The following is a 21460-nucleotide window of genomic DNA, read 5'->3' on the forward strand; positions in this document are numbered from 1 at the left end:
AAGTGTAGTTGAGCACATAGTGAGAAAGGTGCTAAAAAATTGGCGCTATTTGTAGTAAACGTCTGTCAAAGTTAGCTGAGAAGTCATGTTAAGGTTCTTTATCATCGCTGCTGAAATTATTGTTTTGGTAATTGTGCTGCGGTCTCCTTTTGTTCAGTATCTCTTTGAAGATATCCAGAACTCGCTTTCTGAATGGCTAGTTTCAATTGCCACCTTACCGGAGCGAGAAGAACTGCGTAGTTTACAAGATAAAATTAATATCCAGCTGAGTCCCTTAAAGCCTTACCAGCAAACATATGTTCAGCAAATCACCGCTGATAGCGCAAGCGTTAAACGTTTTTATCACACCTATTGTGAAAAGGACGATATAAACCCCAACTTTACGGGAACTAAACGCGTTCAACTATGCCTAATCATTAAACAGTCGTCAGTTATGCAAGTAGCAAAGCGAGACTAGCCAATTTTAACAAGGCTGGTTAAATATAAAGCTGATATAAAAGCCGACAATTGCTGCATGCTAAGCTTTCTCTAAATGTCTTGCTAACTCATAGTTTAAACGACTGAATTTAGGAGCATAAAAGTGAATAAATTACGTACTTTTTCTTGTTTAAGCTGCGCCACAGCGGTGGGACTCCTTACCGTTTTTGCTCCCACTCAAGCCGCTGAGGTGAAGATAACGTGGGAAGAACCTGAGTCTTATAGCGATGTAAGACCAACCAATGAATCTCGTAAACGGTTCCGCGAACGAACGCTACAAGAGCTTGAAGAACATATTGTAGATTTGGCCAGTGATTTACCTGAGTCGCAAGTGCTGTCAATGACAGTAACAAATGTTGATTTAGCTGGCCAAGTTTGGCCAAGCCAGTTTGTCGGTTTCGGTAACGGCGCCGGTAGCGACGTCCGTATCATTAAGCGCGTTGATATTCCTAGAATGACATTTAGCTACTCGTTGGCTAATGCCGACGGTCAGGTCATTTTAAGTGGTGAAGATGTGAAACTTAAAGATATGGATTTTATGGAGTCGAATATTCGTCGCAATCGCACGGAATCGCTTTCTTATGAAAAAGCGATGCTTAACGATTGGTTTTCAGATACCTTTTCAACCCAAGTAGCAGCGAACGACTAATAGTTTCGTTCAAGTCATAATAAAAAAGGTCACATATAGTGACCTTTTTTGCATTCATAGCCCATATTTCACGGGCTATAGCAATATAAGCTGCCTACAGATAATCAAACTCATTACCTGATATTGCAAGGGTGCTTTCAGGGCCAGCTTTATAAGCGGCTTTGTGCGCATCGCGACGTACCAAGATACGTTCCATATAGAAGTCACGTGTCTTCATCTTAGACGCTGCAAGTACCGCATTACCTGATGCCTGCGCTTTGTCAGCCATGCTATACCACAGTACCCCAATCAGTGAATAGGCGCTGTACGCCAAATAATCACAGGCAGCTGCCGCAGCAGTGGTTGCATCCATACCTAAGCAATCGGCTGAAGATGCACGCCAGTCATCAAGAATTCCTTGAGCCAGACCCTTCGCCTCACTGTCTTGAATGTCGCTAACTAAAGCGTTAAACGCATTATAGGTCGCTTCCATCATTTGACCGCCATCTCGGGTAAGCTTACGACCAATAAGGTCTAGCGCCTGAATACCGTTGGTGCCTTCATATAACATAGCAATGCGCACGTCGCGCATAAGTTGTTCCATACCCCATTCACGAATAAAGCCGTGACCACCAAATACTTGTACACCTAGGCTGGTGGTCTCAAGGCCCATATCCGTCATAAAAGCTTTGCAGATTGGAGTTAAAAACTGAAGTATCTTGTCGGCATCTTCTTTTTCTTGACCTTCACCAAGCTTCTCAACGTCCATAAACTTGGCATAGAAAAGTGAAAGTGCACGGCAGCCTTCAATCAGTGATTTCTGCGTAAGTAACATACGCGCTACGTCAGGTTGAAAGACGATTGGGTCTGCTTTGCCTTCTGGATTTTGAATACCCTGAGGTGCGCGAGACTGAACGCGCTCGCGGGCATAGGTCAGCGCGCCTTGGTAAGAGGCTTCTGCCGCCCCTAAACCTTGCAGACCTACTTGGAAGCGTGCATCGTTCATCATGGTGAACATGCATGCCAGCCCTTGGTTTTCTTCACCTACAAGGTAACCCGTTGCACCGTCAAAATTCATCACACAAGTCGGGCTCGCTTTGATCCCCATTTTGTGTTCGATGCTTCCCACTGACAAGCTGTTCGCCTCACCAGGCTCATTGCTGGCATCTGGAAGGAACTTGGGCACTAAGAATAAGCTGATGCCTTTAACGCCTTTAGGGGCGTCAGGTAGACGAGCTAGAACAAGGTGAATAACGTTCGAACTCCAATCGTGATCACCTGCGGTAATAAAGATCTTATTACCGGTGACTTTATAGCTGCCGTCGCCTTGTGGCTCTGCTTTGGTACTAAGCAAGCTCAAATCTGTTCCTGCATGAGGTTCGGTCAGGTTCATGGTACCTGTCCACTCACCGCTGATTAGCTTAGCAAGGTAGATATCTTTTAATTCTTTACTGGCGTGTTTAGTAACCGCAAGTGTTGCGCTTTCAGTAAGCATGGTGGTTAAACGCCAGCTTAAGTTCGCCGCGTTTAGCATTTCGTGAACAGGCACAGCCATGGTGTACGGCAAGTCCTGCCCGTCGTACTCGGCAGTACCTAGCATTGCATTCCAGCCGTTAGCAACATATTCCTGATAGGCATCAGCGAAGCCTTTAGGCGTGGTAATGCTGCCGTCTTTTAGCGTACAGCCTTCTTCATCGCCTTCACGGTTAAGAGGGGCAACCACATCCAAAGCAAACTTTGCACCCTGTGCAATAATTTCGTTGGCAAGTTCGCTATCAAAGTCGCTGATACCGAGCTTTTCGTAGTGAGCATCAAGTCCAAGCCAGTCTTTTAACAAGAACTGAAAATCAGTCGTAGGGGCGTGGTACAGAGGCATGGATGACTCCTTTTTTCAAACAAGTGTTTTAATTTTGTCTATTATAGTCACAAAAAGCGTAGTCCGAATAGTCCGTTAAAGGAAAGTTAATAATAAATTTGGATGATGTGGGTAATGATCTATGCGGACTGATATGAGAGAAACACATAGGTTTACCAAGATTCGTTGACTTTTAATGCGCAGCAAAGGTCACACAGGCTCTGGTGATGATGTCTGACGCATTGGTGTTAATATAGAAAAGTGAACTCAAGTAGTAAGCTCGCTTGCAATCCAAATTTTCACTGGCATGCTTAGCCTACATTGAAATAACCCGTTCACATACGCACAAGCAACACGGTACATAAAAACATGAATTCAGAAAGCGCGAAGAAAAACCTTAAATATAGCAGTGATGATGCGCAGAGCCCGGTTTGCATTGTAACGGGGGGAAGCTTGGGTATCGGTTTTGCGGTATGCAAGCTGTTTAGTCAAAACGGTTATCAAGTCATTAATTTAGATATCAGAGACTTTGAGCAAGCGTTACCTAATGCTATCTGGAAGCCGTGTGATGTAAGTGTTGTGCGTAATATTGAAGCCGCGGTGAATGAGGTTATTAGTTCTTATCAACGCATAGACGCATTGGTATGTAATGCCGGTATACATGTTTCAGCAACCATTGAAGACACTGATGAAGCGCTGCTTGATAAGGTACTAAACTTGAACGTAAAAGGAGCGTATGGCGCGATTAAGTCTTGCCTGCCAACCATGAAAGAGCAGGGCAGCGGCGCGATTGTGGTGATGGGCTCAGATCAGTCCTTTATAGGAAAGCGCAATTCGTTCGCCTACGGTGTCAGCAAAGGTGCGTTGGCGTCTATGGCGAAAACCACCGCGCTTGACTACGCACCCTATAATATCCGCGTTAACGCGGTCTGCCCGGGTACCATCGAAACACCTCTATTTCATAACGCCATTGATAAATATGTGGCACGTTCCGGGGCAGATAAAAATGAAGTGGTAGCTGAAGAAGCCGCTGCACAACCTATTGGACGTTTGGGCCAACCCGAAGACGTAGCTGAATTGACTTATTTCCTATGCAGCAACAAAGCGTCGTTCATCACGGGTAGCTTGTATGCGGTGGATGGGGGCTACACAGCACAATAGAAAGAGCTGAACAGAAAAGCAACGCGAAATGCCTTATCAGCAATAGTATAAACCAAGGTTTTATAAACAAAGATGAGCAAGCCTTCAATCAATTGGATAGACCCTCATATTCACTTCTTTGCCTTAAACGAAGGGCACTATAATTGGCTGAAACCAGCCAATGCCCCTTTTTGGCCAGATAAAAAAGCGATTGCAAAACATACTACAGAGCACATGCTCTATTGCGCGTCGTTAGGGCAGTTAGGCGGTTTTGTTCACATTGAAGCGGGTTACGATAACGAAAGACCCTGGCGTGAAATTGCGTTCTTGGAGCGTCATTGTACGCTGCCATTCCGTTCAGTTGGGTGTATCGATTTAACAGGAAATAATGTTGGCAGTCATATCGATAAGCTAAAGCGGTACCACTCAATACGTGGGCTTCGTCACATATTAGATGACGATGCTAAAGTACTTTTACGCACCCCTAAAGTTAAATGGGGAGTTCATCATATGGCGTCGCAAGGCTTGTCTTTTGAAGCGCAGTTAAATCTTACAGATAGCAATGCTGTGCATGCGTTGCTAACGGTACTAGAACAAACACCCTCGCTAAAAGTGGCTATAAACCATGCCGCAATAGCGCCGATTGATGTAAATAGCTTTGCGTTTAAAACATGGCGGCAGAGTATTCGCGACTTGAATGAAACGCAGCAAGTTGTGTTTAAGTTCTCAGGATTAGAAATGCAAGATCGCCGTTGGCTGTGGCAGCGTGCGTCTTATATTTTTGAAACCTTGCTGGACACCGTTGGCACAGATCACATGATGTTTGCCAGCAACTTTCCGCTGTGTCAGTGGCGAATGCCGTATGCCGCGCTTTGGCATGGATTCATTGATATGACAACGCCGCTTTCTGTAACTCAAAAAGCGGCGCTGCTGTACGAAAATGCGAAGCGATGGTACGACATCGCATAAAGCTAGCTTAGTTGAGCTGCTGAACTAGCCTAGGGTTTATTGCCTTCAATAAACCCGTTGGGTTTCAGCTTTATTTAAGCTCAGTTACCGTCATGTGCGGCGAGCGATAAACCACCTCATCGTTTAGATCGATACCAATTCCCGGTGTGTCAGGCGCTTCAATGAAGCCGTTTACTGGCTGAGGATCTTGAATGCAAAGTTCACGGTTCCAATCTTTAATAGCGTAGGTATGGTGCTCGTGAATTAAGAAGTTTGGAATGGCCGTTTCTAGATGCAGGCTTGCCGCTGTCGCTACAGGGCCTCCGCAAACGTGAGCCTGAATACGTACATCGTAAATGTCGGCATAATCACACACCTTTTTCGCTTCGGTGAAACCACCACAAAGGCCAACGTCAGGCTGAAGTACATCAATAGATTGGTCTTCAAGGTAAGGGCGTACATCCCAGCGGTGGTACAAGCGCTCACCGCCCGCAATAGGCACATTCACGTTCTTCGCTACTTTGTCGTGAAGCTTCGAGTTAAGGTAATTCACTGGCTCTTCGTAATATAGACAGCCAATTTCTTCAACGATGTCACCCAGCTGGATAGCCGTTGATGCACCTAATAAGCTGTGACATTCAAAGATGATGTCGCCATCTTCGCCCATTGTGTCTCTAATCGCCTGAAGACGGGCTTTGAAAAGTTTAAGCTCGGGCTTAGTGAATAGTTTGGTTCTGTCGAAATGGGTGTTGCCGTCTTTATCGTAAACGATGGGGTCAACTTTAACCGCATCGTAACCATCTTTAAGTGCTTTTTCAGTGGCGCGAGCATAGTCAGCGGGGTCGTTAAGCTTGGTTACTTCTTTGTCCCAATCAAACTGTAGCTGGCTAGCGTAGCTACGGAGCTTGCCATTAGTTTTGCCACCCAGTAATTCGTAAACCGGTAAGCCAAGCGCTTTGCCTTTAATGTCCCAAAGTGCTGTATCAATAGCGCTCATCGCAGCATAAATAACCGGGCCGCCGCCTAATCCCCAAAAGCCTTCGCGCAGCATTCTCGACCACAGCAGTTCAGTGTGAAAAGGATTAAAGCCAATCAGCATGGCTTCGGCAATTTCTTTAATCATGTGTGCAGCGGCGCTGTGACCCCAATCATAAGCCAGTCCTGCTTCGCCCACACCGGTAATACCTTCGTCGGTGTAAACGCGTACGAAAACCGGGTTCCACTGAGGGCGCTTAGGGCATTCGATATCAAAAATTTCTACTTTGGTGACTTTCATAATGTATAAACAATTCCTGTTTGAAATAAGTTGGCGTTTAGCTGGCTAAGCTAAATTATTCGCAGAAGCCCGGGTCTAGTTTGTAAGCTTTGCGAAGCATGGCAGGCCATGCTTTTTGGCCGCCTGTTTCGCCGCTGTGAACCACATTAGCCTGTGCGTATATGCCATCAATAATGCTTTGCGGTATCTCGATAACCTCTTCATTAGACTGCATCAGGGCAAGCTGAATTTCGCACGCACGCTGCAAATCGTAAAAGCGCATAAAGGCGTCACCGACGGTGGGGCCAAGGGTTAGACCGCCGTGATTAGGCAAAAGCATGTGATTAGTGTCGCCAAGATCGTCCTGCAAACGTTTCTTTTCACTATCATCAACGGCTAAACCTTCGTAGCTGTGATAAGAAAGTGATGGTAGCGAAAACATTGAATACTGGCTCCAGGGCTTAAGCCCGCCTTTAACAGATGCGACTGAGATTGTGGCTAGTGTATGCAGGTGAATAACGCATTGGGCATCGTGGCGCACTTCGTGGATAGCACTGTGAATGGTGAAGCCAGCGGGGTTGATGCCGTAAGGTGTATCGTCAAGGATGTTACCCTCTAAATCGACCTTAACCAGGTTAGAGGCGGTAACCTCGTCAAACGTCAGGCCAAAGGCGTTAACCAAGTAATGATCAGTGCCCGGTACCTTAGCTGAGATATGCGTGTAAATAAGGTCGCCCCATCGCATATCTGCCACTAACCGATAGCATGCTGCTAAATCGACACGAGTTTGCCATTCTTGTTCAGATACTTTGCCTTTGAGGCTTAAGGTTGGCAGTGAAAACAAGCCACTTCTCCTATTCTTTTCATGGTGACAATTTACCAATACCCGCAACAATGAACAATGCTTTGTCAGTGCTGCGTTATATCGAATTGGGTATAGCCATCGCGCAAGGGAATAAGATCGTCAGCGAAACGCATTGCGTCGTGGTCAAGGGTAAAGGGGTCGGCTTTTACGAGTTTTTTTATCTCTAATTTGGCCCAAGGAGGCGCATCGAAGGCGTCTTTAAGGGTCTCAATACCAGCATCTAAATCACAACCAAATATAGCCAATCCATTAGGTGTGGTGGATAAATATTGGGTAACTTCAACATTGAACCCAGTTTCTTCCCACGTTTCTCTGTGTGCAGTACAGGCGACCGACTCATGTTCAAGCAACCCTCCACCAGGAAAATCCAATTTACCTGAAAGACGGTGTTCTACTAACAGTACCTTGTTATTTGTTTTGACTAGGCACGCGGCAGCAATCAAAGGGGCTGGACTGTTTTCTCCGACTTGGTTTTGTTGAGATAAAAGCCTATCGGAAACGCGACAAACCGGCGCGTTGGGTGAAGACTGTGAACATGCGAAAAGCGTTAAAACAGCGAATATAGCTGATAAGCGAAATAAGATGACCATCGATTTGGGTAAAATACTCTAGAAGCTGTTTGTGATTGTTTTAAAAATAATCAATATTAAACGACAGACTCTACGCAAAAATAACACAACTAACAATAATAACGCAGTACACAATCTTAACGTATAGCGGCGCTTGCGAAGAATCGTAAGCGGATTTTGTGTACTTGAGTATCCTAAACGTTTTGAAAAATACGTGATGGGATACTTTTTTACCTATAGGAAAGGTTATGTCTTCACGATTATCTTTATCGCCTTTGTTGCTTGGCGTAGTACTACTTGCAGGTGTTGTAGTGTATTTGAATATGCCCGAAGAAGAGAGCGCGAGTAATAGTAGCGTGCGGGCGACGCCGGTAAAAACAGCCTTGGTATCATCACAGGCATTCCCCATTACGATTGAGTCATTAGGTACTGCTACCGCCAATGAGTCGGTGAATATTACCGCACAAGTCACCGATACCGTAAAAACGATTAATTTTGAAGACGGCGATAAAGCCACCGAAGGCGAGTTACTGGTTCAGCTAAACAATACGGAAGAACGCGCCAGGGTAGAGGAACTTAAGGCGAATATTGATGAGGCCAAACGCCAGTTCACGCGAATTTCTGACTTGCGTCAGTCAAACGCTACCTCTGAACAACTTCTTGACGAGCAGCAAGCACGGGTTAAAGCCTTACAAGCTCAGCTAGATGTTGCGCTAGCTCAGCTAAATGACTTGCAGATACGCGCTCCATTTAGCGGACTATTAGGTAATCGCGAAATCAGTATCGGCTCTTTGGTGCAACCTGGTGACACTATCACTACTTTAGATGACATCAGTCTAATTAAGGTCGATTTCAGTATTGCTGAAAATCACCTTGCAAGCGTGGCGAAAGGGCAGACATTAAGTGCATCTTCGGTGGCTTACCCTGGAGAAGAATTTACAGGGAAAATCACCAACATTGATACGCGCCTTGACCCAATTAGCCGCTCTATTCGTGTGCGTGCCACAATTGACAATAAAGACAATCGCCTGCGCCCCGGTATGCTGCTTACTGTGGTGGTAGAAAAGCGCGTGCTTAACACCTTGGTATTGCCGGAAAAGGCACTGGTTCCTGTACAAGACAAGCAATACGTGTATGTGGTTAATGATAACGTTGCACAGCAAACCGAAGTGGTGATTGGAGAGCGTCGTCCTGGGCTAGTACAAATTGTGAGTGGGCTAAACGAAGGCGACGAAGTCATTACCGAGGGCACACTTCGGGTGCGCGACCAATCTCCGGTTAATGTGTTAAACCGCTAAGGGAGCTTGCCGTCATGTTACTGTCAGACGTTTCTGTAAAGCGCCCCGTTTTTGCAACAGTTATCAATTTACTGCTGATCATTTTCGGTATTGTCGCTTTTACCATGTTGAGTTTGCGTGAATACCCTGATATCGACCCACCGATTGTCTCGGTGAGTACGACCTACACAGGGGCATCGGCTAATATTGTTGAGACTCGGATCACCCAGCTATTGGAAGATAGAATATCGGGTATAGAGGGGATAAAAAACGTTACCTCGACCTCTCGTAATGGTCGTTCAGACATTACTATTGAATTTAAGCTCTCTCGTGACATTGATGCTGCCGCGAATGACGTGCGCGAGCGAGTAAGTCGCGCACTCAATAACTTGCCTGACCAAGCTGATCCTCCTGAGGTGTCTAAAGCAAATTCCGATGAAAGCGCCGTGGTATGGTACAACCTGCGAAGCACAAACCTAAATACCATGGAGCTAACTGACTACGCCGAGCGCGTATTAGTGGATAGGCTTTCAATTGTCGATGGTGTCGCCCGAGTTCAAATTGGGGGAGGCAGGCGCTATGCCATGAAAGTGTTCTTAGACCGCAATGCAATGGCGGCAAGAGGTATTACGGTAAACGATGTAGAGCAAGTCATTCGCGCCGAGAATGTGGAATTACCGGCGGGGGAAGTGGAAAGTACTGACCGTAACTTTGAAGTACGGGTTGCGCGAACCTTTCTTACACCTGACGACTTTGCCGCGCTGACGGTTGCGATAGGCGACAACGGCTATCTTGTGCGGCTTGGCGAAATAGCCCATGTTGAATTAACCGCCGAAGATGACGAAACCGAGTTTCGTGGTGATGGGGTCAATATGATTGGACTCGGTATTATTAAGCAGTCCAAAGCCAACACCTTAGACGTTGCCCGTGCAGCGAAAGCGCAAATTGAAAGAATTGAAGCCACCCTTCCTGATAATATTTTTATTGTACCCAGCTATGATTCGTCGGTATTTATTGAGGCGTCGATTGATGAAGTATATGAGACTTTAGGTATAGCGATGCTAATGGTGGTGATCGTTATTTACCTTTTCCTAGGTAATATTCGCGCCACGTTGATTCCGGCAGTTACCGTACCCGTTTCTATTATTGCCGCTTTTATCGTGATGTATGCACTGGGGTTTTCGATCAACCTTCTTACCCTGCTTGCTATGGTGCTAGCCATCGGTTTGGTGGTGGATGACGCCATAGTTGTGCTTGAGAACATCTACCGACGCATAGAAATGGGCGAACCACCTATTTTGGCCGCCTACCGCGGCGCTAAAGAAGTTGGGTTTGCGGTTATTGCAACAACGCTGGTGCTTATTTCTGTGTTTGTACCGTTGGTTTTCCTTGAGGGCAACATTGGAAGGCTATTTACGGAGTTCGCATTGGCCATAGCTGCTGCGGTAGCGTTTTCAAGCTTTACCGCACTTACGTTGTCGCCTATGATGGCGTCGAAAATCCTTAAAAAAAGAACCCGATCATCTGGCTTTGGAAGTTGGATGGACAAGCAGTTCTCTAAACTTGAGAACTGCTACTTCAATACGCTAGGTAAAACGTTGCATCAGCCTATTTTGATGCTCCTTATGCTTGCTATTGCTATCGTTGCATTGGTACAGCTTTCTGAAAAAGTGCCTAGCGAGTTCGTTCCCAAAGAAGACAGAGGCAATTTCTTCATTTTGATGAACGCGCAGGAAGGGGCTAGTTTCGAAAGTAACGCAAAGAATCTCGAAAAAATTGAGAGTATCTTAATGCCTTACCGCGAGAGTGGGAAAATTAATCGCCTTTTGGTTAGAACACCTGGTTTCGGCGGTAATGCGGGTATCGCAATTGTGGGGTCTGCAGACTGGGATGAGCGAGATTTCAGTACATTTTCGCTCATGGATGAAATTAGCGCCAAACTTAACAGCGTGCCTGACGTTCGTGCTTTTGCCATCATGCGCAGCGGGATTTCCGGAGGAGGCCTCGGCCGTCCTGTTCAGTTTGTCTTACAAGGCGATACCTACGAAAATCTGGTTGAATGGCGAGACATTGTTCTACAAAAGGCAGCGCAGAACCCAAGGCTCATTCGACTAGACTCCGATTATAAAGAAACCTCTCCACAGCTATTGGTGAATATTAACCGCGACAGGGCCGCTGATCTTGGGGTATCAATTAGTGATATTGGCGGCACACTGGAAGTGATGCTGGGTCAGCGTAGGGTGTCAACATTCCTTGATAGGGGCGAAGAATACGATGTCATCATGGAAGGTATAGAGGAAGATTTTCGAAGCCCTAACAGCATAGAAAATTTGTACGTGCGTTCATCCCGTACTGGCGAGCTCATTCCTATGGACAATTTACTCACGTTTGAAGAGCAAGCCACGTCAGCACAGTTAAATCGCTACAACAGAATGCGTGCTGTCACTATTTCCGCCAACTTGGCGGACGGTTATACGCTAGGGCAGGCACTTGAATATTTAGAAAACATTGTAAGTACAGAACTGCCTGACAATGTATCAATAGATTACAAAGGCGAGTCACAGCTGTATCAGGAAGCGGGTAATTCATTTGTATATGTATTTATGCTGGCACTCGCTGTCACTTACTTAATATTGGCTGCGCAATTTGAAAGCTGGGTGCACCCGCTAGTCATCATGCTGACCGTGCCGCTGGCGCTTGTTGGAGCCTATATCGGGCTATTCTTTAGCGATATGACGATCAATATATACAGTCAAATTGGTTTGGTTATGCTAATTGGACTTGCCGCAAAAAACGGTATTCTTATTGTCGAGTTTGCAAACCAGCTACGGGATGCCGGTATGGAGTTTGAATATGCGCTTAAACGCGCAGCCGCGCAGCGCCTACGTCCTATCGCAATGACCGGCTTCACTACGGTATTTAGCTCCTTACCACTTGTACTCGCGTCTGGACCAGGAGCAGAAAGCAGAATGGTTATTGGTATGGTCATTTTCTCTGGTGTTCTCGTTTCTGCCTTCATGACACTTTATGTTGTTCCCACCGCTTATAGTTGGCTGGCAAGAAACACCGGTTCTCCACTTCAACGAACAATGGAGATAGAGACGCTGGAGCAGTCAATCCCTTATAAAAAAGGCGAATCGTAACCATTATAGCGGGTTAAAGCCCGCTTAGCCTTTATTTTCGTTAATACACGCTCAACAAGGGTTGATTAAAAAATATACAGGAAGGGGCTATAAGGGTTATCTTTCCGTATGTTTTTACATACGTAAATATCAGCGCTTATCACTAAGTGTTTTGTGGTGAAACCCCTTAACTTACTGAAAAAGATAAAATAATTTTCTTTTCACTGCTCTCATCATAAATTCTTATTTGTGGTCATAATGCATAAAGGAATGTATTAGACATTTGTATAGTTGCTTAACTTACAACTTCTTCTACACTTCACGCCAAAATCAAACGCTTGTATAAGTCATTAATTTTTAAATGCTAAAATTTTCACGCTCAAATTGGCGAATATGGCAATTGTGACCAATACTTACCCCGTTGTATGAGTATGAGCACACACGCACATGTTTGTCGCAAGCCGTTTAAAAGCTCCACTTTCCGTGCAAACGGGTTAGCAAGAAAGTTAAAAGCGAAGAGCAAGCATTCAACAGACTCTAGAGGACATATCATGAAGAAATGGATACTTGCAGCAGGATTGTGCTGTAACGTAGCTTTTGCCGATGTAGCAGTTATTGTTCATCCAAGTAACGCTGACACCCTCGACAAAGATAGTATTAGCCGTTTATTTCTAAATAAAGCAAAGGCGTTTCCAAGTGGTACGCAAGCCGAGCCAGTTGCGTTAGCTGAAGGCCAATCTGCCACTGATGAATTTAACGGCAAGGTATTAAACAAAACCGCAGCACAATTAACCGCGTTTTGGTCAAAACTAGTATTTACCGGTAAAGGTCAACCACCAAAAGCTCTGGGTAGCGATGCAGAAGTTGTATCTGCTGTAGCCGGAAACCCTGGCGCAATTGGTTACGTCGACGCTGGCGCTGTTAACGACAGCGTACGAGTAGTCGCTACCTTTTAACTGACCGTTTATACAAAGAATTTAAGGAACACGCATGAAAACCAAACTTGCTATCTTATCTATGGCTGGCCTGTTAGCTACTCCGGCACTGGCTGATATTCAAATCAACGGCTTTGCAAACCTTATTGGTGGTATGACACTAGACGATGACGAGTCAGTATACGATTACGACAGCGACTTTAACTTCGACCCTGCAAGTGTATTTGGCCTTCAGGTTCGTGGTGATGTTAGCGATAAGCTCTCTGCGACCGCCCAGCTGGTTGGTCGTGGTAGCGAAGATTACGACGCCGATTTTGAATGGGCGTACATGACCTATATGTTGAACAACAACTTCAACATCAGTGCAGGCCGTCTTCGCATGCCTTTATTTAAGTATTCTGCTTCATTAGATATCGGTTACTCGTATCACTGGCTTACACCACCAGATGCTGTATACGGCATTGACTTCAACAACATTGACGGTGTTCGTGTTGACTACATGAACTACTCAGGTGACTGGGAATATGGTGCACAGTTTACCGTTGGTCGTACTGAGGCTGATACCACCATTTCAGGAACACCTGCTGCGTTAGAATTGGAAAACGTGGTCGCTGTTTCATTTGAAGCAACACGAGATTGGTTCAGTGCGCGTACTTTGCTTGCACGTGCTAAAACAAGTGCTGCGAATGCTGACTTTGACACATTTGTTGGTGGTTTAAATCAATATGGTGCCTTTATTCCTGCGGCGTCTTTAGCCGCTGAAGGCCTGAGTGTTAACGAAGATACAGGTACCTTCTTTGAAGTGGCTGTTGATATCGATAAGTACGATTGGTTTGTGGGTGCAGAATTTACCCAAACAGAAGTTGATGGCTCTGTTATTGCCGATAATAAAGCATGGTACGTTACGGCGGGTATGCGCTTTGGCAAGTTTACACCACATATTACTTACGAAGTTGAAGAAGCGGATAATGGTACTCAGCTAGGTTTAATTGCTGCATTACCAGCTACGATTGCGACAGGCGATGCCGTGGTAGATGCTACGTGGAACGGCGCAAATGGCTCGCCGGGTATTTACCAAACTGCGGCAGGTATTGCTGCTCAACAGGAGCTAGACGTGTCTGCAGTTACTGTTGGTCTTCGTTACGACGTTGAGCCAGGTTTTGCACTTAAAACTGACGTGACTTGGTATTCAGATGATCTAAACGATCTAAATGATGCAACACTGCTTAAAGTAGGCGTAAACTATACGTTCTAACTACTCGTTATGGCCTTGCATTTTGGTGCGAGGCCATAATTTCATTAAAGATTTTAGCTAATGGGTAGATAAATTAGATATGATGTTTTTTCAGGTGAAACTGAAACGTAGTTAAGCAATTATAAAAAACAGTGGGATAGCTGATGAACTTTCTAAAAAAAATGCCAATTGCGACAAAGATTTTCCTCATTCCGGGGATCGCAGCGCTAAGTTTTATTATTTACTTGCTTATCACTGTCTATACCGCACTCAATAATGGTGCAACGCTAGAAAAAGTTCAGAAAGTTCAATTTCCTGCCCTTCAACTATCAGCATCGACCTTGGTTGATATGCAAAAGGTTCGCGATACCCTTGCGAGCGCAGTGACCACTGGTGATGAAGACACCCTTACTATGGCGCAAGAGCTCGCCGAAGAAGCAAAAAGCGGCTTAAACCACATTGCTTCTATTAGCCCTGAGTTTCGTAGTGAGATTTCCCGCATCTCCTCAGGCTTTGATAATTATTTCGATGTTGCCTACGACGTATCACAGTCTATGGTCAAAGGCACTGCCGACTTCAGTCGTTTAGGCGAACTCTCAGCCCAAATGAATCAGTCTTACGATGGTGCCATCGCTGCGATGTCTCAATTTCGTGATGCTCAACAGGCGGCATTTGAAGAAGCATTTAAAAACACAGACAGTGCCAATACCTCGCTAATTAGTACAGGCGTCATTTTAGCCGTGGTTGTGACTATATTGTTGTTTGGGACCGCGGTACCTATTGTTCGCGGCATTAAGCAAAGTATTGATGACGTGGTTCGTTCCCTGAAAGATATTGCTCAAGAAAACGGTGACCTAACGGTTCGTATAGAAACCAAAAGCGAAGATGAAATTGGCGAATTGGTGTATTGGTTCAACCAATTCATGGACAAACTGCAAGGCGTAGTGCGTGATGTGGTAGAAGCGAGTTTACCGCTATCAAACCTAGCGCAGAACTTACGCGGTGTAACGGAAGAAACTCAGCGCACTATTGATGTACAGCAAAAGTCCGCAACCAATGCTAAGCGTGCGGTAGATACGATGAGTGGCTCTGTTGACGGTGTTGCACATAGCGCAGCGCAGGCGGCAAGCGACGCTAACAAAGCGACAACAGCGGCCAGTGAAGGACGTCAAATCGTACAGCAAACCGTTACCAGTATTCAGCAGCTTGCTGAGAACGTACGCGAAACCGCTGACGTTATAGCCCGTTTAGAGTCTGATTCTAATAAAGTTGGCTCGGTGCTGGATGTGATAAAAGGTATTGCAGAGCAAACCAACCTGTTAGCACTAAATGCCGCCATTGAAGCCGCAAGAGCGGGTGAGCAGGGTAGAGGCTTTGCGGTAGTCGCAGATGAAGTGAGAACGCTAGCATCGCGCACACAGCAGTCTACGGAAGAAATTCAAAGTACTATTGAACAGCTTCAAAATGCTGCTCACTCAGCGGTAGAGGTAATGTCTCGTGGTACCGAACAAGCAACTAGCAGTGTAGAGACGGCTAATAAAGCGGGAAGCAGTCTAGAAACCATTACCAGTACTATTGGGCGCATCAACCAAATGAACGAGCAAATTGCGCACAATACCGAAGACCAGCGCACTGTAGCGGTTGACATAGTTCGTCACGTTGATGAAATTCATGAGCGTACCGAGCAAACAGCGAGCCGTTCAGGTGAATTAGGCAGCATGTGTAATGAGCTTGCTGACCTGGCGCAGCACCTTGAGTCAATTGCGAAGCAATTTAGAGTATAACACCTTATCAAATGCTATTTAGGGCCTCCGCAAGGAGGCTTTTTTGTAGGCGCCAATTACATTTCAAAAGTCATTGTTACTAGCGTTAAGCGGAATTAGGATAAAACGAAGGCATAAAAAAATCCCCAGCCAAGGCTGGGGATTTTTAGTCAAAGCAATGCTTTTTCTATTCGTCTAAGAAGCTGCGTAGCTGCTCAGAACGGCTAGGGTGGCGAAGTTTGCGAAGTGCTTTCGCTTCAATTTGACGAATACGCTCACGGGTTACGTCAAACTGCTTGCCTACTTCTTCAAGGGTGTGGTCAGTATTCATGTCGATACCGAAGCGCATACGAAGTACTTTTGCTTCACGGGCTGTTAGGCCTGCTAATACTTCCTGCGTTGCATCTTTCAAGCTACCGCCAGTTGCTGAGTCGAGGGGCTGAATAATCGTGCTGTCCTCGATAAAGTCGCCAAGATGTGAATCTTCATCATCACCGATAGGGGTTTCCATCGAGATTGGCTCTTTAGCAATTTTAAGTACCTTACGAATTTTGTCTTCAGGCATTAACATGCGCTCTGACAACTCTTCAGGAGTAGGCTCACGACCCATTTCCTGAAGCATTTGACGAGAGATACGGTTAAGCTTGTTGATCGTCTCAATCATGTGAACAGGGATACGGATAGTACGCGCCTGGTCAGCAATAGAGCGAGTAATCGCCTGACGAATCCACCACGTTGCATAAGTTGAGAACTTATAACCACGACGGTATTCGAACTTATCCACCGCCTTCATTAGACCAATGTTACCTTCTTGAATAAGGTCTAGGAATTGAAGACCACGGTTGGTATACTTCTTAGCAATTGAGATAACAAGACGTAAGTTGGCTTCAACCATTTCTTTCTTCGCGCGGCGTGCTTTCGCTTCACCGATTGACATGCGACGGTTGATGTCTTTGATATCTGCGATCACCAAGCCAGTTTCCTGTTCAACTTGGTTCATCTTGCTAATACAGCGCTCAATTTCTTCCTGATTTACAGCAAGGTCAGCGGCGTATGGTGCACCTGATTTAACTGCTTCATGTAACCATGCATTAGACGTTTCGTTGCCCGCAAATGCTTTGATGAAGTCTTTCTTCGGCATTTTTGCGTTAACCACGCAGAACTTCATTACTAGGCGCTCTTGAATACGCACTTTGTCCATCATCTCACGCATGTTCTTAACCATGCGATCGAACTGTTTTGGAACTAGGCGGAATTCTTTGAAAACATCGCTTAATGCATTGATTTGCGTGCGAGAGTCAGCATGAGCTCGGCCTTTCTTCTCGATAACTTCACGAGTTTTAAGGTATTGCTCACGAAGCTCAGTGAAACGCTCACGGGCTAACTCTGGGTCAACACCGCTATCGTCTTCGTCGCTATCGTCATCATCTTCATCGTCGTCTTCATCATCTAACTCTTCTTCAGATAATTCAGAACCAACGTGAGTAGCCGTTGGAGCAAGGTCTTGCTCATCGTTAGGATCAACAAAGCCAGAGATGATGTCGCTCAAGCGAATTTCTTCTGCTTCGTAAAGATCCCACTGGTCTAATAGATAAGTGATAGCTTCTGGGTATTCAGCAACTGAACATTGTACCTGGTTGATACCATCTTCAATTCGTTTAGCGATTTCAATTTCGCCTTCACGAGTAAGAAGTTCAACCGTACCCATTTCACGCATGTACATGCGAACTGGGTCAGTCGTACGGCCAATTTCACTTTCTACAGTAGCTAGTGCCTGAGCTGCCGCTTCTGCAGCATCTTCATCAGCATTCGCTTCTTGCATGAGAAGTTCGTCTGCATCAGGAGCTGATTCAGAAACTTGAATTCCCATGTCGTTAATCATGCGGATTATGTCTTCGATTTGATCAGAATCGACAATATCTTGCGGCAGGTGGTCGTTTACTTCTGCAAAGGTTAAGTAACCTTGCTCTTTACCTTTTGCAATCAGGAGTTTAATCTGAGACTGCTTGCTTTGCGCCATATAACCTACACTTCTCACATTCAATTAGTTTGCAATAGAAAAGACAACATACGTCTAGGTATGTTCCCCGTTCTGCTGTAGTACTGCTTTTGTATCAAGGCCGTTAATGCTCGATGCCACGCTGGTCTAAACCATTATGTTGCGATGCACATCTGCTCGGGTTCGGATCTGCCCGTTATGTTCGGCTATATCTTTGCTACTCGTGCTGCTGTATTTTTGTTCACTTTATAGTGAATGAGACACGTTTATCTGTGCCCACAGCGAATTAGCCAGTATAGCAGAATAAACGGTGGTTTTACCAGATTGATGGCCGATTTTTTAGCCAGTGTTTTTAAGCTATAAAACAGCGCGTATTCCAGACAGCGCGTATTCTTGCTAAAATAATCTCGTTAACTCAATCTCACTAACATAAGCGTTTAAAAAAAGCCTTATGCAAAAGCCTACAGAAGAACAGGCTAACCTCTAGGTCAGTTTGCCCAAGGTTAACTCTTCTGTCTTTCCCTCATAAGCAGGTTCAATTCCTGTTTTTCCGCCTGTGTCAGCGGCTGAACCCGCGAGCGTGAAATTAAGGTTTCAATGCGGCTATCGAAATGCCCGTCCAGTAAGCGAGCGAAGCTGTCGTTGTAAACCCGTTCAGCATCCTCGTCTTTAACCAAGTGTTCTTGTAACAATAATTTCGCGATAGTAGAAGAATGGGGATGGTCGCGGAAATTTTCAACAAGCTGCGCGGTTTTTGCTTGAGGGTGACTCACGCAATAGCGATGCACATCGCGTAATAAATCCATGCCAGCAGCGTTGCTGCCCGCAAAAATATCAATTTGAACGTCTTCACATAGTGTGGCTAATTCAGGTTTATCAAGCAGCAAGCGTATCAGCATGCGGAGCGGTGATAGTTTAGGCTTGTTTACTTGATTGCGATTCGGAGAATAAGCTTGCTTCGAACCTTGATTGGCTTTGGTGATATCTTGCTGAAGTTTAAACCGATCGAACTCGCCAGTGTGCTTGGCTAGTTCTTCCAGCAGCATTTGCTTTTGATCATCACCTAATGTGCTTTCGATAAGCGGCATTGCCGCTTTCTTAAGGGCAATTTTACCTTCCGGCGTGCCCACATTGTGCGTCTTTAATAAGTTTTCAAAGAAGAAGCGGGATAACGGCATAGCATCATCTAGCATTTCCATAAACGCATCTTTCCCCACCTGACGCACCATAGTGTCAGGGTCCTCGCCGTCGGGTAAGAATAAAAACGATATGCGCACGCCATCTTTTAGCGCCGGTAAGGCGTTCTCTAGCGCGCGCCATGCAGCTTCGCGCCCTGCGCGGTCGCCGTCATAACAGCATACAATATGAGACGTAGCACGAACCAGCATTTGAATATGTTCAGGCGTGGTAGCTGTACCTAAGGCTGCGGTAGCAATATTAATGTCGAACTGACTCAATGCCACAACATCCATATAGCCTTCAACAACAACAACCGTATCTAGCGTTCTATTATTCTGGCGCGCTGAGTAAAACCCGAAAAGCTCGCTGCCTTTATGAAAAATACGGGTTTCTGGTGAGTTTAAGTATTTAGGACCGCCATCATCTAAAACACGACCACCAAAGCCGACAACGCGACCTCGTTTATCCCTGATAGGAAACATTATGCGGTCGCGGAAGAAGTCGTAGGTACGTCCTTGGTCGTTTTTATTGACAAGCTTTAAATCGACCAGCTGCTTGATGCGCTGTGGGTCTTTACCAAAGGTATTTAGCAGCGCATCCCAGCTGTCAGGGGCGTAGCCAATTTCCCATTGCTTGACGATATCACCACTTAGCCCACGGTTTTTTAAATAGTCGATGGCTTTTTTACTATTTCCGTTTTGGCGCAACTGGTGCTGGAAAAAGCGTGTGACTTGTTCCATCACTGCATAGTCGTCTTGCTGTTGCTGCTTTTTCTCTTCGCTCATGGCAGGCCGACTGCCTTTTTCACGGGGGACTTCAAGCCCGTGATAACGGGCTAGCTCTTCAATCGCCTCGACAAATTCTAAGCGGTCGAATTCCATAATAAACGAGATAGCGTTACCGTGAGCGCCACAGCCGAAACAGTGGTAAAACTGTTTGTCTTGACTAACAGTGAAAGATGGCGACTTTTCGTTATGAAAAGGGCAGCACGCTTGGTAGTTTTTACCTGCTTTTTTAAGTTTAACTCGGCTATCTACCACTTCTACCACATCGGTACGTGACAGCAAGTCGTCTATAAAATCGCGAGGTATCTTTCCAGCCATGAGGGTACTTTCAACAAGAGTAAGTTAAAAAAGAATTAGAAAAGTACAAGTCGCAACAGCGTTTGAGACGACAAGTTACAACGTAATAAAAACAGTGAAGTACTGTAACAGGGAAGTGTTAAAATGAGAACAATGAAGGTGTGACAATGCACACCTTCAGGGTAATTCACTTTGACAAAAGTGCCGAGTTTAAGCGTTCAAGCGCGCTTTAATTTTTGCACTCAAAGCGCCCATGTCGGTGCGGCCTTGAACCTTGGGTTTCAAGGCGCCCATTACTTTACCCATATCCTGCATGCCCGATGCGCCGGTCGCTGCCATGGTTTCGTCGATAAGTGCATTTAGCTCATCGTCAGTCAAAGGCTGGGGTAAGAAATCTTCAATGTAAGTGATTTCTTCACGCTCTTTGCTAGCTAGGTCGTCGCGGTTTGCTGCGTCATATTGTGCAGCCGCGTCTTGGCGCTGCTTAACCATTTTGGTTAGTACTGCTAAGATTGCGCTGTCGTCTAGCGTAATTTGTTCATCGATTTCTTTTTGCTTAATGGCTGCCATTGCCATACGAATAGTACCAAGACGTACTTTTTCTTTTGCACGCATCGCATCTTTTTGCGCTGCTTTTAGATCATCAATTAGTGCCATGATGTTTCCTGATTTTTTATTAGTAGATTGAGCTTATATCAATCCGCATAGATCATTGCCCACTCAGAAGATAATGATCTATGCGGACTGGTATTATTAAGCCCCAGGTTGAAAATCAAATGCAACCATTTGAAAAGGAAAAAATGGAGTCGATAAGAATAAGGCCAAAAAATAGAGGCCCAGAAACGCGAAAGGTGCTGCAATTGCAACACCTTTCAGACTCGTTACTTAACCCTATATTAGTAGAGTTTTACGCGACGTGCGTTTTCACGAGCTAGCTTCTTAAGATGACGCTTCTTAGCGGCAGCTTTCTTGCGCTTGCGTTCCCAAGTTGGCTTTTCGAAGAATTCACGACGACGAACTTCAGAAAGAACACCTGCTTTTTCACAAGAACGCTTAAAACGACGCAGCGCCACATCAAACGGCTCGTTTTCTCTAACTTTAACGATAGGCATTAAACACTCACCTCAAAACT

At 45.5% G+C, this 21460-nt stretch carries 17 protein-coding genes; 9 read left to right on the forward strand and 8 right to left on the reverse strand.

The features are described 5' to 3' along the window. Positions 1 to 85: 85 nt before the first annotated feature. Both MHM87_RS17310 and MHM87_RS17315 read left to right on the forward strand, forming a co-directional pair. Complete coding sequence (locus tag MHM87_RS17310; RefSeq protein ID WP_014948251.1) at positions 86 to 457, forward strand: hypothetical protein; 372 nt, start codon at positions 86 to 88, stop codon at positions 455 to 457. A gap of 123 nt (positions 458 to 580) precedes the next feature. Then, on the forward strand, positions 581 to 1126 hold the full coding sequence (locus tag MHM87_RS17315; RefSeq protein ID WP_014948252.1) for a DUF3016 domain-containing protein: 546 nt from the start codon (positions 581 to 583) through the stop codon (positions 1124 to 1126). A 94-nt stretch (positions 1127 to 1220) separates the two neighbouring features. On the opposite strand, the gene MHM87_RS17320 is transcribed toward MHM87_RS17315, so the two are convergent. Further along, a complete protein-coding gene (locus MHM87_RS17320; protein WP_039224500.1) occupies positions 1221 to 2981 on the reverse strand; it encodes an acyl-CoA dehydrogenase family protein in 1761 nt (586 codons plus the stop codon). Positions 2982 to 3329: 348 nt separating this feature from the next. On the opposite strand from MHM87_RS17320, the gene MHM87_RS17325 reads away from it, so the two are divergent. Together MHM87_RS17325 and MHM87_RS17330 are read left to right on the forward strand one after the other, a co-directional pair. Next, positions 3330 to 4121, forward strand: coding sequence for an SDR family oxidoreductase (locus MHM87_RS17325; protein ID WP_168533557.1), 792 nt, complete (start codon positions 3330 to 3332; stop codon positions 4119 to 4121). A gap of 72 nt (positions 4122 to 4193) precedes the next feature. Further along, on the forward strand, positions 4194 to 5069 hold the full coding sequence (locus tag MHM87_RS17330) for an amidohydrolase family protein (protein WP_239260392.1): 876 nt from the start codon (positions 4194 to 4196) through the stop codon (positions 5067 to 5069). 70 nt (positions 5070 to 5139) lie between these two features. Here the strand turns inward: MHM87_RS17330 and MHM87_RS17335 are convergent, their stop codons facing one another. The 3 genes from MHM87_RS17335 to MHM87_RS17345 form a co-directional block, all read right to left on the reverse strand. Further along, positions 5140 to 6324, reverse strand: coding sequence for a mandelate racemase/muconate lactonizing enzyme family protein (locus MHM87_RS17335; protein ID WP_120960909.1), 1185 nt, complete (start codon positions 6322 to 6324; stop codon positions 5140 to 5142). A gap of 55 nt (positions 6325 to 6379) precedes the next feature. After that, positions 6380 to 7147: a class II aldolase/adducin family protein gene (locus MHM87_RS17340; RefSeq protein WP_014948258.1), complete on the reverse strand. Its 768-nt coding sequence runs from the start codon at positions 7145 to 7147 to the stop codon at positions 6380 to 6382. A gap of 65 nt (positions 7148 to 7212) precedes the next feature. Further along, positions 7213 to 7758 (reverse strand): NUDIX hydrolase, encoded by a 546-nt coding sequence (locus MHM87_RS17345; protein WP_061094210.1) that lies wholly within the window; start codon positions 7756 to 7758, stop codon positions 7213 to 7215. Positions 7759 to 7985: 227 nt separating this feature from the next. Between MHM87_RS17345 and MHM87_RS17350 the strand changes: the two genes are divergently transcribed. From MHM87_RS17350 to MHM87_RS17370, 5 genes are all read left to right on the forward strand, one after another. Then, complete coding sequence (locus MHM87_RS17350; RefSeq protein WP_239239765.1) at positions 7986 to 9035, forward strand: efflux RND transporter periplasmic adaptor subunit; 1050 nt, start codon at positions 7986 to 7988, stop codon at positions 9033 to 9035. A 14-nt stretch (positions 9036 to 9049) separates the two neighbouring features. Beyond that, on the forward strand, positions 9050 to 12157 hold the full coding sequence (locus MHM87_RS17355) for an efflux RND transporter permease subunit (RefSeq protein ID WP_239260394.1): 3108 nt from the start codon (positions 9050 to 9052) through the stop codon (positions 12155 to 12157). Between the two features lie 530 nt (positions 12158 to 12687). Next, positions 12688 to 13092 (forward strand): phosphate ABC transporter substrate-binding protein, encoded by a 405-nt coding sequence (locus MHM87_RS17360; protein ID WP_039224509.1) that lies wholly within the window; start codon positions 12688 to 12690, stop codon positions 13090 to 13092. A 34-nt stretch (positions 13093 to 13126) separates the two neighbouring features. Continuing rightward, positions 13127 to 14326 carry a topoisomerase IV gene (locus MHM87_RS17365; RefSeq protein ID WP_239239758.1) on the forward strand — a complete coding sequence of 400 codons (1200 nt, stop codon included), beginning with the start codon at positions 13127 to 13129 and terminating at the stop codon, positions 14324 to 14326. Between the two features lie 143 nt (positions 14327 to 14469). Further along, entirely contained in the window at positions 14470 to 16089 is a 1620-nt protein-coding gene (locus MHM87_RS17370) for a methyl-accepting chemotaxis protein (RefSeq protein ID WP_168533565.1), read from the forward strand. A gap of 166 nt (positions 16090 to 16255) precedes the next feature. Here MHM87_RS17370 and rpoD read toward each other — a convergent pair whose 3' ends face one another. From rpoD to rpsU, 4 genes are all read right to left on the reverse strand, one after another. Beyond that, positions 16256 to 18088, reverse strand: a complete 1833-nt coding sequence (gene rpoD, locus MHM87_RS17375) for an RNA polymerase sigma factor RpoD (RefSeq protein WP_014948265.1) — start codon at positions 18086 to 18088, stop codon at positions 16256 to 16258. A gap of 482 nt (positions 18089 to 18570) precedes the next feature. Continuing rightward, positions 18571 to 20349 (reverse strand): DNA primase, encoded by a 1779-nt coding sequence (gene dnaG / locus MHM87_RS17380; RefSeq protein ID WP_156077894.1) that lies wholly within the window; start codon positions 20347 to 20349, stop codon positions 18571 to 18573. A 189-nt stretch (positions 20350 to 20538) separates the two neighbouring features. Continuing rightward, the gene (locus MHM87_RS17385; protein WP_012517256.1) at positions 20539 to 20985 is read right to left on the reverse strand and encodes a GatB/YqeY domain-containing protein; all 447 of its coding nucleotides are present in this window, start codon (positions 20983 to 20985) and stop codon (positions 20539 to 20541) included. Between the two features lie 239 nt (positions 20986 to 21224). After that, positions 21225 to 21440 (reverse strand): 30S ribosomal protein S21, encoded by a 216-nt coding sequence (gene rpsU / locus MHM87_RS17390; protein WP_012517258.1) that lies wholly within the window; start codon positions 21438 to 21440, stop codon positions 21225 to 21227. Positions 21441 to 21460 lie beyond the last annotated feature (20 nt).

It is taken from the genome of Alteromonas sp. Cnat3-28 (genome assembly GCF_022348265.1).
GTDB lineage: Bacteria > Pseudomonadota > Gammaproteobacteria > Enterobacterales > Alteromonadaceae > Alteromonas > Alteromonas macleodii.

Bases quoted from the DNA above. Each gene is read 5' to 3' on its own strand.
- MHM87_RS17350 (WP_239239765.1), top strand. From the start codon at position 7,986: ATGTCTTCACGATTATCTTTATCGCCTTTGTTGCTTGGCGTAGTACTA.
- MHM87_RS17345 (WP_061094210.1), bottom strand. From the start codon at position 7,758: ATGGTCATCTTATTTCGCTTATCAGCTATATTCGCTGTTTTAACGCTT.
- MHM87_RS17360 (WP_039224509.1), top strand. From the start codon at position 12,688: ATGAAGAAATGGATACTTGCAGCAGGATTGTGCTGTAACGTAGCTTTT.
- MHM87_RS17310 (WP_014948251.1), top strand. From the start codon at position 86: ATGTTAAGGTTCTTTATCATCGCTGCTGAAATTATTGTTTTGGTAATT.
- MHM87_RS17385 (WP_012517256.1), bottom strand. From the start codon at position 20,985: ATGGCACTAATTGATGATCTAAAAGCAGCGCAAAAAGATGCGATGCGT.
- MHM87_RS17355 (WP_239260394.1), top strand. From the start codon at position 9,050: ATGTTACTGTCAGACGTTTCTGTAAAGCGCCCCGTTTTTGCAACAGTT.
- MHM87_RS17320 (WP_039224500.1), bottom strand. From the start codon at position 2,981: ATGCCTCTGTACCACGCCCCTACGACTGATTTTCAGTTCTTGTTAAAA.
- MHM87_RS17335 (WP_120960909.1), bottom strand. From the start codon at position 6,324: ATGAAAGTCACCAAAGTAGAAATTTTTGATATCGAATGCCCTAAGCGC.
- MHM87_RS17365 (WP_239239758.1), top strand. From the start codon at position 13,127: ATGAAAACCAAACTTGCTATCTTATCTATGGCTGGCCTGTTAGCTACT.
- rpsU (WP_012517258.1), bottom strand. From the start codon at position 21,440: ATGCCTATCGTTAAAGTTAGAGAAAACGAGCCGTTTGATGTGGCGCTG.
- MHM87_RS17330 (WP_239260392.1), top strand. From the start codon at position 4,194: ATGAGCAAGCCTTCAATCAATTGGATAGACCCTCATATTCACTTCTTT.
- MHM87_RS17325 (WP_168533557.1), top strand. From the start codon at position 3,330: ATGAATTCAGAAAGCGCGAAGAAAAACCTTAAATATAGCAGTGATGAT.
- rpoD (WP_014948265.1), bottom strand. From the start codon at position 18,088: ATGGCGCAAAGCAAGCAGTCTCAGATTAAACTCCTGATTGCAAAAGGT.
- dnaG (WP_156077894.1), bottom strand. From the start codon at position 20,349: ATGGCTGGAAAGATACCTCGCGATTTTATAGACGACTTGCTGTCACGT.
- MHM87_RS17370 (WP_168533565.1), top strand. From the start codon at position 14,470: ATGAACTTTCTAAAAAAAATGCCAATTGCGACAAAGATTTTCCTCATT.